Here is a 16,452-nt window from a genome sequence, read left to right on the forward strand (position 1 = left end):
CGACGCTCGTGGTGAACGCGTAAGACGTGGCTAACCCTAACCGCCGGCCTAAGGGATTTCCCGTTTTGTGAGCGCAGCCTCACCCGCGAGACGGATAGACCCACGAACGATCCTGTTTTGGTCGGGTGCCCGGCTGCTGGCACACCGTTCGGTGGAAAGTAGGTGGTGACCATTGCTCCAGTTGTGTTGCGGCACAGTCAATTGGCTTAGCAGCGGCAGGGTCCGACGTTGCGAGGATCACCGCCGCAGTATCCGCGCCGCTGGTCCGGGCCGCCGTGTGGGCGTGCTCACCGGTTGGGACGAGGGGTGCCCGCGGCGGGGTATACGGAGGCGAAGTGACAGCCGACTAGCTATCTTGGTGTTATGTCGCGAATGGGCCCGATGCGCGGCCGCCACCGGCCCGCGCGCACCCCTGCTACTGCTGAGTCGCGTAGATTCTTTGAGAATCAAACCCAATCAGCTAACGCAGCATTCAACGGAAGTCACCATGCCCGAGGACCAAAGCACAGACGTTCCACCCAACCAGCTCTCCATCGATCCGCGCAGCGCCTTCTATGACGAAGAGGTGCTGCGCCGCGACGTGGGTATTCGCTTCAATGGGGTCGAGAAGACCAATATTCACGAGTACAACGTGGCCGAGGGCTGGGTGCGCCTCGAAGTCCCAACCGCGAAGGATCGCCGCGGAAATCCTATGATCGTCAAGCTCAACGGCACGGTTGAACCCTATTTCCGGGAACCAAAATAGCGGACTTCCCCAGGGTACTGGCGCGATCAGGGCACACGTTGCCGATGGGCGTCGGTCGCACAGCACAGCAGCCCACGTCGGAGCGTGAGACCTAGATGCTGTAGCGCCGCAGCCGCTGTAACCGCCGCATCCCGGAAGCGGCCACTTTCCCCGAACACGGGCGTAAAGCCTCCGCCATCCGCGCGCGGACATCCTCGGTGTCGAGGTGTGTGCCAATCGCGACGAGGTGGCTGGCTCCGGCGGCCACCGGGGCGGTCATCACGTGCACAGACGTCCCGACCACATTAAAGAGATAGTGGCGCTTGCCGATCGCGACGGTGCCCTTCATCCGGTAGACGCCACGAGGTGGCTGCTCGAGCAGGTCGATGAGTGGTCCCGGGTCAACGGCGCCGTCGCCGACGACGGTGACCGACGTCGCGTGCATGTGGTCGTGGTGCTCATCGTGGGCGCCGAGGGCCTCGTCGAGGAGCAGCTCCCGAAACGACATCTGTCCGGACGCATCGCCGTCGCTGACGTCGTAGAGCAGCCGGGGATCCACACGCCCGGCCACCGCACCCACCACGTGAGCGTGGGGATTAAGTTCGCGTACCCGGGCTTCAACCCGACCAAGGGCCTCGACGCGGGACTCCTCGGCGATCCGATCCAACTTGTTGACCACGACCAGGGAGGCCACCCCGTAGCGCTGCGGCGGGGCCGACCGGGTATCGACGGTGTCGAAGTGTTCCGCTGCATCGATGACGTCGACAACACCGCCGTGGCGTATCCGCTCCACTCCACTGAACCGAATCACCCGCGAGACGTCCGCGGGTTCGGCAACCCCACTGGCCTCGATGATGATCGCGTCGAGCGCGAGCTTCGGGTCGGCCAGCTTCTCCAGCGCGTCGTCCAGCCCGCCCTCATCGGGCAGATGGCAGATGCACCCGCCGGCGATGGATACCGGTTCGTCGACCTGGCCGGTGACTAGGCCGGCGTCGACATTGAGTTCGCCGAAGTCGTTGATAACGACGCCGATTCGTGCACCCGGCGCTCGCAGCACATGGTTGAGCAGCGTGGTCTTGCCCGCCCCGAGATAACCGGTCAGCGCGATGACGGGGATAGCAGGCAGGTTGCGGTCAGCCACCCGGCCATTATCGGTGGCGCCGCCACGGGGTGGCAGCCGGCCCGTCAGCTGCCGTACAGATGCAGCGCCCGGGCGGTCACGGTGGCCACGTCGCCGCTGAGCCCTGCGATCGGCGGACCGCCGCGCTGATGGATCACGTTGGCGAGCACTAGCACGTAAGTGTCCGACCCGGGGTCGATCCACAGCGTCACGCCGGTGAATCCGGTGTGCCCGAAGCTGCCGATCGGAAAGAGCATGCCGCGCGGCCGGGAGTGCGGCGTATCGATGTCCCAGCCGAGACCACGCAGCTCCTGACCGCTGATCGCCGGATAGTTCACGGCGAGCAGGGGATCGGCGCTATTGGTCGACATTGCATTCGCCTGTTGCGCCGCGGCGTTCGCGGCCACCAGCTGGGTGGCGTCGTGCCCGGGTTGCTGGGGTGTGGTCATCACTTCCAGGGTCGATTTCTGTAGCGGAAACGGGCTCGAGCGCCCGGCGAGCCGATCGAGTAGCGCCTGGGCGTACCTGCCGATGTCCCCGGCGGTGGAGAACACTCCGGCGCTGCCGGCCACCCCGCCCATGCGGCGGGCCGTCGGGTCCTGCACGGTGCCACGTAGCAGTTGGTCGTAGTCGGGGTTGATCCCTGGCGTGTCTTCGTCATGCGCCGTCGGCGCGATGCGCGCCAACAGGCCGGTGCTCCAGCTACCCGCTGAGCAGTCGCCGCCGTGAGATGCGCTCGCGTCGAAAACGATGGCCGTACCGCGGATCTGATGTGGACCACAGGCTGTGGAAGCGGGCAGATAGCGGGTGTCGGTCATGCCCAGCGGCGCAAAGATGTTGTCCTGTACGTAGGTGTCCAACGATTGGCCGCTCATCGTCTCGACCAGCGCGCCCAGAATGATGAAACCGATGTCCGAGTAGTGGAACATCTCGCCGGGCCCGAATTCCAGCGGTGCGGTCAGTGCCCGATGCACGCCACCGGATTTGTCGGGATCGGTCAGGCCCCACGGGCCCTGGTGGCTTAAGTCGCCTCCGATGCCCGAGGTGTGGGTGAGCAGCATCCGTAGCGTCACCTGGGCGCGCCGGGGGTCGTTGGTCTCGTTGAACTCGGGCAGGTACGTCTGGACGGGTTCGTCGATCCGGACCCGGCCCTGTTCGTAGAGCTGCAGGACGGCGACGGCCGTGGCGAGGCACTTCGTCAACGACGCGATGTCGAAGATCGTGTCTTCGGTCATCGGCTCGGCGGGGGAGGGGGCGCCGTCGAGACCGGGTTCGTCCGTGAGTTTGCGCGCCCCGAACGCCTGACTGAAGACGGTCGTGCCGGCGTGCCCGATCCGGACCACCGCACCCGGCAGCCGGGGTACCGCAATTGCTTCGTTCATCAGCTGGGAGACCGAAGCGACCAACTCATCGCGAGGTGTGTAGGGGGCGTCGTCACGAGGGATGACCGGCACGGTGGTCGACGGAGTACTGGCCAGCGGCGGTTGACGCACCGCGTGACCGCAGGACGGGGTCGCGGCAAGCGCGAGCGCGATGCTTGCCACCGCGCAAGCCCGCCTGATATGCGATGGCGACACGGTCACAGCATCGACGGTAGCGACGTGAACCAGCACCAGCTGGAGGATGGCTGCATACCGGATCCTCTCGTTACCCTCGATATGTGCCGGAGCCAACGAACACCCCGCCCGCTCGAAGTGACGCCAGTCCGCCAAACCCCATCGTTCTCGATGTCGAGGGCTCCGGTGTGCAGCCCCCGGTGGCCACCAAGGTGCGTCGGGCGTTCTGGCTACTGGAGCGACTCGCGCCCGGTATCGGGTCGCGGTGGGCGGTCGAACTGTGGTGCACCCCCCCGATCATCGAGTCCAGCCTGCGGATGCCGCCCGGCGTCAAGCCCGGCGAGCCACTGGAGGCGTACTGGAACGGGCACCGGATCGTCGGCGAGGCCTGGGGCGAGGGGCCACCGGTCTACCTGGTGCACGGCTGGGGCGGGCGGCGCCCGCACCTCGGCATGTTCATCAAACCGCTGGTCGAGTCCGGGCACCGCGTGATCGCGTTCGACCTGCCCAGCCACAACGAGTCCGATCCGGGCGTCCTCGCCCCCGGCCGCACTACCGCCATCGAGTGCGCCGAAGCGGTCGCCGCCATGATCCGAACGCACGGGCCGGCCCGCGCGGTCGTCGCCCACTCGCTGGGGTCCAATGCGACCGCCTTCGCGGCGTCATGGGGCACGACGGTCGGGCGGTTGGTGTTCCTCGCGCCGATGGGCGAGTTCCCGATCTACCTGGATCTGTTCGCCGCGCGCCACGGCTTCGGCCGGCGGATACGCGCCGGCCTGCACCGGCGTCTGGAACGCCGTATCGGCATGTCGCTGGAGGACACCAACATGGTCCGGATCGCCGAGAAGACCGACTACCCGCCGCTGCTACTGATCCATGACCCCGACGACCCCGAGACGCCCTATGTGACGAGTGAGAAGATCGTCGCGTCCTGGCCGGGGGCACGGTTGATGACGACGCAGGGGCTCGGCCGGCTGGCGCATTTCCGGATCCTGCGGCATCGCCCCGCGATTCGCGCGGGCGTCGAATTCATCGGCTCTGCAAGTGTTTAACAGGTCTAGCCATAGGGAACGAGGAGGCGACTGCGTCTTGGGCCTGGGGAGAGCCCCAACCGCTTAAGCAGCATCGGCGCAGCAACGGCGATCACGCCTGGACTCGCGGCCGATCCGAATCCGACCGAAAGAGGTGATATGGCTATGCCAGACGAACTCGATCGAGGTTCCGCGATCCACCTTGCTGCCACCGCGGCGTGGCTGGCGGGCGCGGTAGCCGGGGCCTGGGCGCTGGGTTGGGCGCTGTATTGGCTGCTGCAGCGCGTCAGCCGGCGTAGCGGCCTCGTCACCGACTTCGCGGCTTTGACCCGAATGCCGGTTCGGGTGATCCTGATGGTGATCGCCGCGCGCATCGCCTTCGAGGCCACCGTCCCGGCATCGGTACCGGCCCGTGGCTGGATCGATCACCTGTTCCGCATCTTGATGATTGCCGCCATGACGTGGCTGTTTGCCGCGTTGACGCTGCTGGCGGAGCGACGCGCCATCGCCCGCTTCGTGGGCGGTGGATTGCAGGTAAGCGATGCCGATCGGCTGCAGCGGCGGGTCAAGACGCAGATCACCACGCTGCGGCGGCTTGCCGTCGCCGTCGTCGTCGTGCTCGGCGCGGCCGCGGCGCTGATGACCTTTCCGTCCTTCACCCAGATCGGCACGACGATGTTCGCGTCGGCCGGGATCCTCTCGGTGGTCGCCGGCCTGGCCGCGCAGACCTCACTGGGCTCGGTGTTCGCCGGCATGCAGATCTCGTTTTCCGACGCCGTCCGGGTCGGCGACGTCGTCGTGCTCGAAGGCGAGTGGGGCCGCATCGAGGAGATCACGTTGACCTATGTCGTGGTTCAGATCTGGGATGAGCGACGCATGATCCTTCCCACCACGTACTTCACCAAGACTCCCTTCGAGAACTGGACCCGCCGAACGACGGAGTTGCTCGGCACCGTGCAACTCGACGTCGACCTCACGGCACCGGTCGATGCGATGCGCGCCGAGTTGAACCGACTGCTCGCAGCGAGCGACTTGTGGGACGGTCGATCCAGCGGGCTGGTGGTCATCGACGCCGTCGACGGCTACCTGCGCGTGCGGATCACGGTGAGCGCGGCCGATTCCGGTGCGCTGTTCAACCTCAGATGCGCGGTTCGTGAGGGGATGGTCGAGTGGCTGCAACGCACGTACCCCGAGGCTTTGCCGCGCTGGCGCGTCGAGCAACCGCCGGCAAGTGTCCGGAACGGCGATTCCGGTCTGGGCAGTGACACGAAGACTCCGGCCTACGCACAGTAGCCCGTCGACCGAGACGCGTTACGGCTCCACCGGGAACCAGAAGTCGAGGGTGTCCTCGACCCCACCCCAGTCGATGCCCAGCCAGTCGCCGAAGAAGTCCTCGATGTTGCCGAACGCGCTGTAGAAGAACGCCACGACCGAGTAGAAGATGCCTTCCCACCAGCCGCTGTCGATCAGGCCGTGGCTCCAGGCGTTGAGCCAGGCGTCGAACTGGTCGAAATCGCCGGAGATGTCGATGTCGGTGATCATGCCGTCGGTGGTGGCGATGTGGTTGGCCACCTGGTCGGGGGTGAGCCCCAGGTACATCATGTGTTCGTAGAACAACCCCAACGCCGAGGTGGAGGCTGGGTCGGTGACCGGATCGCCGGGGATCGTGTAGTCGGTGACCGTGAACCAGTCGTTCGGGGTCTGCACGCCAGACAGCAGACCCGTGTCGAAAAGGTCGGACGAGGAGGCCCCGCCCATATCCGTCGACGCGGTGTCCGCACCGACCGGGTTGCCGATGAACACGAAGTGCACCAGCTCCGGGTCGATGCCGTCGTGGGCCAGCTGCGCCATCGCGATCGAACCGGCCGTGGCGCCCTGCGACCAGCCGAACACCCACAGCGGGTTGTCGGCGTCGTAGGCGTCCGGATTCGCGTCGAGCTCGGCGTGCACCGCCCGAACGATCTCGGCGGCCCCGACGAAGCTGCTGTGGCCCTGCTGGATGAGGGCAGGGGTGGACAGGACCCGTAGCGGCGCGTCACAGTCGCCGATGCCGACCACACACGAGGTCGGATCATCACCGGCGTCGAACCCCAGCGGCTGCAGGAACAGATCCGCCGCGGTCTGGGCGAATGTCGGCGACGGGGTGGACAAGGTGGTGGGGCCGACGAAGAACGCGGTGCCGGCCAGCAGGTTGATGTCGGCATGCGCGGCGTAGGCCGGCGGGCCGGCGAGCACCCCGCCTGCCACGGTGCCGGCGATCGCGATCGGCGCGAAGGCCTTGGTCAGCATCACTGGTCGCTCCCGTTCGCTCGTCATCGGAGTCACGCTTCGCGCCGCCGCTGCCGCGAGAACTGAAAATCCCACGAGTAAACGAAAAGCGTCGGCTGAGGGCGATCATGGCAAGGGCGCCGCAGCGAAGTCAATGCGGTGTTGCCACGGATGTGCCGGTCACCGGGCGCCGAACCGGTCGCGTCGTCGTTGACTCTCGTGAGACAAGAATGCGATTATCAGCGCTTCATGCTCTTTGGCCGGCCGCTACATAAACCTTAGGTGTGTCGCAATGAACGTAACCAAAGCTTTCGCTCCGATCGCCGTCGCGAGCGCGATCGCCGCCGGCGTGGTGGGAACCCCGGTCGTCCAGACGACGCTCGCGCGGGTGACGCTGCTGTCCGACACCGCCATTTTCGTCGGCGGCACCATGTTGTCCACCCCGTCGGCGACGTTCGCCCAGACCGCGGCGGATCTGTTCCTGCAGCCGCTGGGCTTCGACGCCGGCGACGATCCGACGGTGTGCGTCATCGGTGCCGGCGGCTGTGATGCGCCGCTGCAGGTGCTGACCACCCCGCAACTCATCCTGCAGGGCCACAGCAGCTTCGTCGGGGCCGCCGAGATCGTTCGCGCGGTGCACGCCGAGCTCGACGCCAACCCGGACGCCTACGACGCCGACAACCCGCTGTGGGTGTTCGGCTACTCGCAGGGCGCCACGGCCGCCTCGATCGCCATGACGCAGCTGGCCCACGACGGCATCGACCCGCAGTTGCTGCACTTCGTATTCATCGGTGACCCCTCCGATGCGAGCGGCACCTGGCCGGGCAACGAGAGCGACACGCTGTGGGACCGGCTTTTCGACATGCCGATCCTGAACGGCAACCAGACCCCGAACGACGCGTTCGCGGCAACCATCTACACCTTCCCGGGTGACCCGGTCGCCGACGCGAGTTCCAGTTCGATACTCGGCTTGTTCTACGAGCACGTCATGTACCTGGGGCTCACCCCGGAGCAGGTCGCCGACCACACGGCCATCGCCGACGGTCTGATCACCAACATCGACATCTCCGGTGACATCGACCAGTTCAGCGCCTGGCTCGCCGCGTTCGGCAACGGCCTGCTCGACAGCGCCTCGTTGGAAGCCTTCTTCAATTCGCTGGTGGCCTTGGTCTACAACGCCTTCGGCAACATCGAGGGTTTCTTCACCGACTGGATGGGCATCGACTGGGCCGGCGTCGAGGACACCCTCGACGCCTGGTTCCCGATGGTCTGATCAACCGTTCACGGATTGGCCGGCCGCCTGCTCACCGCGGGTTCGGCGGCAGTGGCCGAAAAACCTGCAGCGCGCGGTAGCAAACACTGAATTCGGCTTCTGAACAAGGGCTGTCGACTTCGCCGTCGCGGGCGATCGGCACCGGGCCGTCGGGGGCGGTGAACCGGAATCGGGGAACCCGCAGCTCGTGGTAGAGCCGGCTGCGCTGCAGCCGCCCGGTCAGCAGGGCCGCGACGATCCGCAGCGTGGACCACGGCCGACCGACCTCGAGGATCCGCACGTCCAACAGCCCGTCGTCCATCCGGTGCCGGACGGCCGGAGCGAAGCCGGCCGGCAGATACACCGAGTTGCCGAGGAAGAACAGCGACGTCTGCAGCGTCTTGTCGTCGTAGGCGATGCGCACCGGCTGTTCGCGACGCAATGTCAACAGCATCGCGTAAGCACTGGCTAATGGTTTGCCGACCTTGTGCTGCAACCGTTCTCGCCGGCGCACGAACGCCGGATAGGCGCCGATGCTGGCGGTGTTGACCACGGTCGCCGCATCGTTGAACCGCACCACGTCGACGCGAGACAGGTCGCCGTCGGCCACGGCCGCAACGGTTTTGGCGGCGGTGTCGCAGCCGATGTCCTTGGCGAAGTGGTTCAACGTGCCGCCCGGGAAGACCGCCAGCGGCAGGTCGCGTTCCACCGCCACGCCGGCCGCCGCGGCCACCGACCCGTCGCCGCCGGCGATCGCCAGCACCTCGGCGGAATCGGCCGCGCGCCGTAACGCCTCGGTCACGTCGTCGTCCGGGCCGAGTTCGATCACCGTGACCGCCGGCAGCGCCTCGCGCACCTGCTCGGCGACCTCGCCCGCCCGTCCGCCGCCGGAGCGGGGGTTGACCACCAAGGTCACGCCGGCGCCGTCGGGACGCGCGGGACAGCGCACCCGCAGCGCGTCGGTGTGTGGCGGGGGCGGCGACGTGATCGGCGGCACCAGTTGCGCGCCGAGCACCGAGATCGCCGCGCCGATGCCCAGGCCGGCGAGCACGTCACCGGGATAGTGGGCGCCGGTGGCGATCCGGGACAGGCCGACCAGGCCGGCCAACCCGGCGATGGGCAGACCCAGCAGCGGACTCTCCAGCCCGACCCCGGTGGCGAACGCCGCCGCACTCGCGGCGTGGCCTGACGGCAGCGAGTTCGACCGCGGCAGCCGATGGGCGCGGCGCAGCAGCGGGACCAGCATCACGTTGGGGCGCGCGCGGGGCCGGATCCGCTTGACCAGCTGGTTGGTCACCAGACTGGTGATCGCCAGGCTGGCCACCCCGCGCGTGGCGGCGCGCCGGACAGTCGGCCGGCCGGTCGCCGCCATGACCGCGGCGAGCGCCAGCCACAGTTTCGAGTGGTCGGCGGCGCGGGTCAGCGCCGGCATAGTGGCGTCCAGGAGCCGGCTCGGCGAGTGCGCGATCGCCTCGAACACCTCGGCGTCGAGTTCGCCGAGGCCTTCGGTGATCCGGTGAAGCCCGGAACGTCGCCGTCGAAGCGGCATCATCGGTCGTCGACCACGGCAGTGATTCCTCCGTCCACCGGCGCCGCTGCGGGCGCCGTACCGCAGCCCTATACCCGTTTGGCGATGGCGAAACGCACCATCCGGCCGCCGCGAGAGCGTGGTGAGAAATCAGTCCAGCAGTGCGCTGAAGTCGAGTAGCGACGCCAGGTCGAAGCTGCCCTCGTCGGGGCTGAGCCAGCTGTGGTCGGACAACAGGGTGTCGAACAGCGAGGCCTCGGAACCGCCCGGCGGTGGCGGCAGCGGCGGGTCGGTCGGCGCGATGACTCCCGAGCCGGTCAGGTAGGCGACTCCGCGTGCCAACGTGTCGGTCACGTCCACTACCGCACCGCCGACGAAGTTGTTGACCTGCTGGAGGAGCTCGGCCAGACCGCTGATCAGGAAGATGTCCTGGTCGACGATCGACTGCAGGAATTTGTCGATCTCGGTGACGGCCAGGTTGATCCCGTAGGGGATGCTCGTCACCACCGTGCGGATGCCCAGCATGATGTCGTTGCCGATGTTCGGGTAGCCGTACATCGCGATCGCGTCGGACAGCGACTGCTTGAGATCGGTGGGCGTGACGATGCTGTCCAGGATGGCCGGGTCGGTGCTCATCGGGGAGCCGTCGAAGTCGGAGCGCAACGGCACGCCGAGGAGTTGCAGGATCGTGGGGGTGATGTCGGCGATGGAGTAATTCAGGTTCTGGCTGCCGTCGGTCGCGTCGTGGCCCGCTTGATCGAAGATGACGAACTGCGATGTCTCGTTGGGCGACTGGAAGCCGTGCCCGAAGCCCAGTGACTGCTGGTGGCCGTGGTCGGTGGTGATGATGATCGACCAGTTGTCGCCGGTTTCCTGCCTGGCCTGCTCGACCGCGGCCAGGATCTGCTGGATGTTGGCCCCGACGTTCATGACGGCCTGCGCATACTCTTGCGACCCGCCGCCGAACGAGTGTCCGGCCTCGTCGACCTGCACCTGGTAGGAGAATAGGAAGGTGTCGATGTCCGGGTTGGTGGTGGTCGCCAGGATCTGGGAGATGGTCGCCGCGGTGACCGCGGCGTCGGTGTCGGCCCAGCTGTCCTGGAACGGGATGAACAGGTTGTTGTCGGCGCCGTAGCCGCCCGCCGCGCCGATGTCGTTGATGTAGTCCCAGTCGGCGATCACCGAGGTCTCGATATCCGGGTTGTGGTATTCGAGCAGGTTGAACACCGTCGGCCACTGGTCATACGGCTCGGGCCGGAACAGGTTGTTGACCACCCCGTGTTTGTCGTCCCACACGCCGGTGAGGATCGTCGACCATGACGGGCCGGAGATCGTGGTGTGGTTGACCTCGCTGGTGGCTCCGGTGATGCCCTGGTCCATCGCCGTCTTGAAGCCGCTGTCGTCGCCGTAGGCGTATTCCAGGATCTTTGAGAGGTTGGTGCCGTCGGTGCCGATCAGCAGCACGTGCTCGGCGGCGAGCAGCCAGTCTGCGGTCAGCGCCGACAGTCCCGACGGCACCCCGACGGCCGCCCCGGTCCCGGCGACCATGCCGGCGACGGTCGCACCACACAGGAACTTCTTGATTGTCGTCACGATCGTGTCCCTCGTCGAAGTTGCGCGGGCCGGCAGGCCAGTTGCGCGAGAGACTAACAGAAACCCAGGAAATCCTCAGCTTATTTGCCGCGGACTTTAATCAATTCATAGCAGCCCGGAGCGCGGCGAGTCGGGCCAGGTGCGGTCAGTAATCCCAGACGGCCGGTACGCACCGGAAGGCGTTGCCGGCGACCCCCACCCGGCACACCGACGGGAACGGCAGGTGGGTGGCCACCAGGGACTCGCCCGTCGACGCCAATTCGCGCAGCAGCCGGATCCGGACGCGAGCGGCCTCCTCGGGGTCGTGTTCGAATCCGTTGTGCCACTCCGGGTTCTCAAAGCCGACCTGAAACACCGCGTCGCCGGCAAAGGTCAGCCGGTCGCCACCGGATGCCAGCCGCACCACGCTGTGCCCGGGGGTGTGGCCGCCGGTGCGGCAGACCAGCACGCCGGGCGCCACCTCGTACTCGGTCTCGAACGGGACCAGCCGGGAGCGGTAGTCGTCGAGGAATCGGGACGCGATCGATTGCAGCGCGGCCGGCACCGGGGCGGGCATCCGGGTGCCCGAGAAATCGGGCGCCTCCCAGAATTCGGCCTCGGCGGCTGCCACGTGAATCCGCAGGTCCGGCCGCAGCCGCGCCTTGAGCCCGTCGGCGAGCAGCCCGCCGACGTGGTCCATGTGCAGGTGGGTCAGCACCACGTCGGTCACGGCCGCCGGGTCGATGCCGGCGGCCTCCAGACGCGCTACGGTCTGCCCCGCCCGCGGGAAGTCCGGGAACTCCATTCCGAGCCCGGCGTCGACGAGGATGGTCTGCTCGCCGCTGCGCACCACGACGACGTTCAGGGGCCAGTCGATCACCGCGGGCGGCAGGAACATGTCGCTGAGCCAATGCGCCAGGTCGGCCGGGTCGACGTTGGTGGCCATCGTCGAGGCGGTGATCGGTAGCACCCCGTCGCTGATCACCAGGACTTCTATGTCGCCGACCTGCACCGCGTAGCGCGACGGAACCAGCTCGGGCTCAGTTCGTAGGGCGTTGTCCAAGCTCATCCTTGCCTCCTCGATCGTCGGGATCGCACCCGACGAGCATCCCAACCGGAGGGCGCGTCTCGAGCCCTTGAAATCGCGTAGTCCAGCCCGCGGCGGGCGGGGCGTCGAGGGGGCTGCGGTAGATTGACCGTCGACCGACTACAAGACAGGAGCCGACTCATGGCGTCAGCGAGCCTGGGCGTCTGGACGTCCATTGCGTGCGTGGTGCTGCTCACCCTGGGCCTCTTCTTGACGACCAACCAGTAGCCGAGCCGGCGGCAGCGTCTACCGACCGACTAAGTCACGGGTGCAGGTTCCACTGCCCGCAGTCCTGGGCCAACACGTCGTTGACGTCGACCTCGATCCCGCCCACTATCGGGCCCGGGGTTGACGCGGTGCTCACGATGCGCTGGAAGAGCACCGCCCCCGGGAATCGTTGGCCGCGCGACCAGGATCGGGTCTGCCAGGCCCAGCGGTGGCCCGGGGTGCGTGAGTTTCCGATGACACCGTCGGCCGCGGCCCACTGGCAGGCGTTGACGCCGCCGTAGATCCCGGTGCGCTGTACGCCCAGTACCGAGTTGATTCCCCGGAACCACTGCAGCGCAACGTTGTTCCAGGTATCGCGATTGATGTCGTCGTCGACGCTGAAGAAGATCGGTGCGCTGCGGCCACCGCCGGCCGCGGTGTGGATGTTCCAGGCGGTCTGGGCGTCGGCGACGCCGCCGGCGAACCCGCGGGTGAAGTCCGACGGTGCCGTCCCGCCCGGCTTGCCGTACTGGAAGTTGCTGACGATCACCAGCCCCGCAGCGGTCAGCGACTCCGCGTAGGGCCGGGTGATCGGTTTGGCGCCGAAGTTCGAGCCGGGCCGCGACGTCGACACGTAGTTGATCACCCCGGCATGGCCGGCGGCCCGGATGTCCTGCGCCGGAATCTGGCGCATCGCGTAGTCGATCAGCGTGGGTGCGGCGGCCGAGGCCGTGGGCGAGGTGGCCCCGGCAGCGAGTCCGGCGAGCGACGCCGCGGATGCGTATCGCAGCATGTTCCGCCGGGAAATCGGGCGCCGAATGGTCCCCGGGTGATCCTGCATCGCACGATGTTAACAATGTGACTGCTGTTAAGCATGTTGCCCACGCCGGGAAGAGCTGCACAGCTACGATGCGTCCGTGTCGACGCGTGCGCACTGGCAAGTGCTGTCCGGTTGGTTCCTGATCGCGGTGTGGTTGGCGGCGACGGTGGCGGGCGCGTTGAGCACCGGGTCATCGGTACAGGCTGTCGCCCAGGCGATTTACGGCGGCGCACTGACGCTGTTCGTGGTGTTGCACACGCTGACGCTGTACCGGCCCGCCGGCGCCGCCGCGTACTTCGTCGTTGCCCTCGCCGTGTCGTTCGGCCTCGAGGCGTGCAGTGTGGCGACCGGTTTCCCGTTCGGCTTCTACGTCCATCACATGGAAGGTCCGCGCGCGCTGGGGGTGCCGTTCACCGTGGTCGCCGCATGGGTGATCCTGGCCTGGCTGGCCTGGATCCTGGCCCGGGTGATCGTGGGGGACGACCGGAATCGTCGGCTGTCGGTGGTGGCGACGCCCGTGGTCGCCACCCTGATCCTGGGCGGATACGACCTGGTGATCGATCCGATCGGCGCCTACGTGCGCGGCCTGTTCTCCTACGGGTCACCCAACGGCGCGCTGGGTGTCCCGCTGAGCAACTTCTTCGGCTGGGTGCTCACCGGATGGGTGCTGTTCCAGGCGTTCGCGTTGGTCGAGCGGCGGTGGCGCCGGGATTCGGCACCCGCACGTTCGACGCTGGTGATGCCGGTCGTCGTCTGGCTCGGACTGGCACTGCAGGTGAACCTGGAGATGCTGCGTGTCGGTGACGGTGTGGCGACGATCCAGGGTGGCCGGTCCGTGCCTTTCGCCGATATCTATGCGACCTGCGTGGCGACAACGTGGTTCACGATGGGACTGGTGGTGGCGATCGCGGTAGTGCGGCTTTACGCGGATCAGAGCCGCACCAAGCTGAACGGATAGGTGAGGGCACCGCCAGGCCGTCCGTCGCATCCACTGATCGGCGACGACGTCAACGTCCCCTGCGACGTCGTCGCATCCCAGGAGTAGATGTCACGCGTCGGGACGACCGGGCCGTAGTAGACGTTGCCGCAGCGCAACCCATCCGGGATATCGACGGTGAGGGTGTAGCGCCCGTCGGCGAGGTGGGCGTCGCCGGAGTACTCGAACGCTTTGGCCACCGGCATCGGAATCGCAAAGATGTGCGCGCAGTCCTCCGCCGCCGGTACGCAGTGCGATACCGCCCATGTCCAGGTGTGGAAGTCGTAGCGGTCCGGTAGCACCAGTTGGTAGTTCGCGAAGAACGGCTCCGAATGGCTTGGCGGGGAGGCGAACACCCCCGCCGCTGCAACTGCTGAAAGCGCGCACAGCAGACCCAAGAACTTCATTTCCGTCCTCCGTCGGTCGTACCCGGCAGAACACCGCCGCACCTACATATGGGAGCCGCCGTCGATCCGGACTTCGGTACCGGTGATGAAGGAGGCGTCGTCGCTTCCCAGCATCGCCACCACACCAGCGACTGCATCCGGATTGGCGAAGATGGCGCCGCCGTCCAGCGGCAACATCGGCGCCACCTTGCCGAACAGCGTGAAGTCGGCGTCCGCGGGAAGCCCGGGGCCGACGCTTTGACGTGACGCGCCGGTTCCGTCGGTCATCCCTGACGAAATCGAACCGGGCTGAACCGAATTGAACCGGATGCCCGCTTTCGCGAACTCCATCGCCCAGGCGTGGGTCATAGACAACACCCCGCCTTTGGAGGCCGCATAAGCAGCCATATACGGGTGAGCGAAGTGTGCCGACGTCGAGCTGAAGTTGACGACGGAGGGCGACTTGCCTTCGTGCAGCGCACCGATGGCCTCACGGGTCACCAGGAACGTCCCCACCAGGTTGATCCGCAGCACCTGTTCGAAGTCAGCCAGCGTGGTCTGTGCCAAATGGGAGGAGCGCAGGATGCCTGCGGCGTTGACCAGGGTGTCCAGCCCACCCAAGGATTCCACCGCCCTGGTGACGCCACCGCGGACCGACTGTTCGTCACCGATGTCCATCACCACGGTCGACAGCCGGCTCCCGGCCTCGCCGGCTTTCGCGACGGTATCGCCCAGGCCGTCCGCACTGATATCGGCGGCTACCACCCGGCCACCCTCGGAGAGGATCCGCAGGACGCAGGCCTGACCGATCCCCGACCCGCCACCGGTGACCAACACTCGGCGGTCGACATAGCGCAAAAGGCCGGACGAGGGTGCGGCGGGCTGGGGCACAGAACGACTCCTGTCGATCTCGGTTGTTCTACGGCTGTACGTTCCGACAGCAGGCTACGTTCCCGCCCAACCCGCTACGGCGCTGTGACCCTTCCCGGTGGATGGGACGCGGCGTGTCGCCGGCCACGTTCGGCTGTCACCGTCTTGGGCAAGCCGCTGACTCGGGCGGCATCAGGGTAGGCGTTCGGTCCAGCAGTGGAGGGTTTTGCGGCAGATGGTGAGCAATGCCCAAGACCGCTGGTCTGCCGGAGTGACGGCCCTCGGTGCCGGCACGACCGGACCACTGCGGGCGATCGGAGGCCTGCTGGCAATGACGGTCGACGCCGTCAAGTTCCTGTTCCGCCGGCCCTTTCAGGGCCGGGAACTATTGGAGCAGTCCTGGTTCGTGGCGCGGGTGTCGCTGATGCCCACGATCCTGGTCGCGATTCCCTTCACCGTCCTGGTCAGCTTCACATTGAACATCCTGTTGCGCGAGCTGGGTGCGGCGGACCTTTCGGGCGCCGGGGCGGCGTTCGGTGCGGTCACCCAGGTCGGGCCGATGGTAACGGTGTTGATCGTGGCGGGTGCCGGGGCGACTGCGATGTGCGCCGATCTGGGATCGCGCACCATCCGTGAAGAGATCGATGCCATGGAAGTCCTCGGTATCAACCCCGTGCAGCGACTGGTGACTCCCCGGATGCTGGCGTCGGGTGTTGTCGCGCTGCTGCTCAACAGCCTGGTCGTCATCATCGGGATCCTGGGCGGCTACACCTTCTCGATCTTCATCCAAGGGGTGAATCCGGGCGCCTTCGCAGCCGGGATCACGCTGCTCACCGGGGTTCCTGAGGTCATCATCTCGTGCGTCAAGGCAGCATTGTTCGGCCTGATCGCAGGAGTCGTGGCCTGCTATCGCGGTCTGACGATCAGCGGAGGCGGCGCCAAAGCGGTGGGGAATGCCGTGAACGAGACGGTGGTCTACGCGTTCATGGCATTGTTCGTGGTGAACGTGGTCGTCACCGCCATCGGCATCCAGCTGACATCGGATTAGCCGGGAT

15 protein-coding genes are annotated in these 16,452 nt (G+C 67.0%); 6 read left to right on the forward strand and 9 right to left on the reverse strand.

The window, feature by feature from the left end; translation table 11 throughout:
* Window positions 1-487 precede the first annotated feature (487 nt).
* Window positions 488-745, forward strand: coding sequence for a DUF3297 family protein (locus G6N19_RS09380; protein WP_013831223.1), 258 nt, complete (start codon window positions 488-490; stop codon window positions 743-745).
* Window positions 746-836: 91 nt separating this feature from the next.
* Here the strand turns inward: G6N19_RS09380 and G6N19_RS09385 are convergent, their stop codons facing one another.
* Together G6N19_RS09385 and G6N19_RS09390 are read right to left on the reverse strand one after the other, a co-directional pair.
* A complete protein-coding gene (locus G6N19_RS09385; protein WP_041320433.1) occupies window positions 837-1,850 on the reverse strand; it encodes a CobW family GTP-binding protein in 1,014 nt (337 codons plus the stop codon).
* 59 nt (window positions 1,851-1,909) lie between these two features.
* The gene (locus tag G6N19_RS09390; protein WP_013831221.1) at window positions 1,910-3,388 is read right to left on the reverse strand and encodes a serine hydrolase domain-containing protein; all 1,479 of its coding nucleotides are present in this window, start codon (window positions 3,386-3,388) and stop codon (window positions 1,910-1,912) included.
* Window positions 3,389-3,561: 173 nt separating this feature from the next.
* Here G6N19_RS09390 and G6N19_RS09395 point away from each other — a divergent pair, with 173 nt between their 5' ends.
* Together G6N19_RS09395 and G6N19_RS09400 are read left to right on the forward strand one after the other, a co-directional pair.
* Window positions 3,562-4,452, forward strand: coding sequence for an alpha/beta fold hydrolase (locus G6N19_RS09395; RefSeq protein WP_085975795.1), 891 nt, complete (start codon window positions 3,562-3,564; stop codon window positions 4,450-4,452).
* Window positions 4,453-4,596: 144 nt separating this feature from the next.
* Window positions 4,597-5,724 (forward strand): mechanosensitive ion channel family protein, encoded by a 1,128-nt coding sequence (locus G6N19_RS09400; RefSeq protein WP_013831219.1) that lies wholly within the window; start codon window positions 4,597-4,599, stop codon window positions 5,722-5,724.
* 18 nt (window positions 5,725-5,742) lie between these two features.
* On the opposite strand, the gene G6N19_RS09405 is transcribed toward G6N19_RS09400, so the two are convergent.
* Window positions 5,743-6,747, reverse strand: coding sequence for a PE-PPE domain-containing protein (locus G6N19_RS09405; RefSeq protein WP_232062604.1), 1,005 nt, complete (start codon window positions 6,745-6,747; stop codon window positions 5,743-5,745).
* A gap of 244 nt (window positions 6,748-6,991) precedes the next feature.
* Between G6N19_RS09405 and G6N19_RS09410 the strand changes: the two genes are divergently transcribed.
* Window positions 6,992-7,972, forward strand: a complete 981-nt coding sequence (locus G6N19_RS09410; protein ID WP_013831217.1) for a PE-PPE domain-containing protein — start codon at window positions 6,992-6,994, stop codon at window positions 7,970-7,972.
* A gap of 31 nt (window positions 7,973-8,003) precedes the next feature.
* On the opposite strand, the gene G6N19_RS09415 is transcribed toward G6N19_RS09410, so the two are convergent.
* From G6N19_RS09415 to G6N19_RS09430, 4 genes are all read right to left on the reverse strand, one after another.
* The gene (locus G6N19_RS09415) at window positions 8,004-9,503 is read right to left on the reverse strand and encodes a diacylglycerol kinase family protein (protein WP_193466195.1); all 1,500 of its coding nucleotides are present in this window, start codon (window positions 9,501-9,503) and stop codon (window positions 8,004-8,006) included.
* A gap of 126 nt (window positions 9,504-9,629) precedes the next feature.
* Window positions 9,630-11,072: an alkaline phosphatase family protein gene (locus G6N19_RS09420; RefSeq protein ID WP_013831215.1), complete on the reverse strand. Its 1,443-nt coding sequence runs from the start codon at window positions 11,070-11,072 to the stop codon at window positions 9,630-9,632.
* A gap of 145 nt (window positions 11,073-11,217) precedes the next feature.
* Window positions 11,218-12,120 carry an MBL fold metallo-hydrolase gene (locus tag G6N19_RS09425; RefSeq protein WP_013831214.1) on the reverse strand — a complete coding sequence of 301 codons (903 nt, stop codon included), beginning with the start codon at window positions 12,118-12,120 and terminating at the stop codon, window positions 11,218-11,220.
* Window positions 12,121-12,400: 280 nt separating this feature from the next.
* Complete coding sequence (locus G6N19_RS09430) at window positions 12,401-13,186, reverse strand: DUF1906 domain-containing protein (protein ID WP_041319258.1); 786 nt, start codon at window positions 13,184-13,186, stop codon at window positions 12,401-12,403.
* A gap of 76 nt (window positions 13,187-13,262) precedes the next feature.
* On the opposite strand from G6N19_RS09430, the gene G6N19_RS09435 reads away from it, so the two are divergent.
* Window positions 13,263-14,123, forward strand: a complete 861-nt coding sequence (locus G6N19_RS09435) for a carotenoid biosynthesis protein (protein WP_013831212.1) — start codon at window positions 13,263-13,265, stop codon at window positions 14,121-14,123.
* Here the strand turns inward: G6N19_RS09435 and G6N19_RS09440 are convergent.
* Window positions 14,096-14,548, reverse strand: a complete 453-nt coding sequence (locus tag G6N19_RS09440; protein ID WP_193466196.1) for a hypothetical protein — start codon at window positions 14,546-14,548, stop codon at window positions 14,096-14,098. The genes G6N19_RS09435 and G6N19_RS09440 overlap by 28 nt on opposite strands.
* Before the next feature lie 42 nt (window positions 14,549-14,590).
* The gene (locus G6N19_RS09445; protein ID WP_013831210.1) at window positions 14,591-15,364 is read right to left on the reverse strand and encodes an SDR family NAD(P)-dependent oxidoreductase; all 774 of its coding nucleotides are present in this window, start codon (window positions 15,362-15,364) and stop codon (window positions 14,591-14,593) included.
* Between the two features lie 268 nt (window positions 15,365-15,632).
* Here G6N19_RS09445 and G6N19_RS09450 point away from each other — a divergent pair, with 268 nt between their 5' ends.
* Window positions 15,633-16,445 carry an MlaE family ABC transporter permease gene (locus G6N19_RS09450; protein WP_041319255.1) on the forward strand — a complete coding sequence of 271 codons (813 nt, stop codon included), beginning with the start codon at window positions 15,633-15,635 and terminating at the stop codon, window positions 16,443-16,445.
* The last annotated feature ends 7 nt before the right edge of the window (window positions 16,446-16,452 follow it).

The sequence above is a fragment of the Mycobacterium novum genome (assembly GCF_010726505.1).
Taxonomy (GTDB): Bacteria; Actinomycetota; Actinomycetes; order Mycobacteriales; family Mycobacteriaceae; genus Mycobacterium; species Mycobacterium algericum.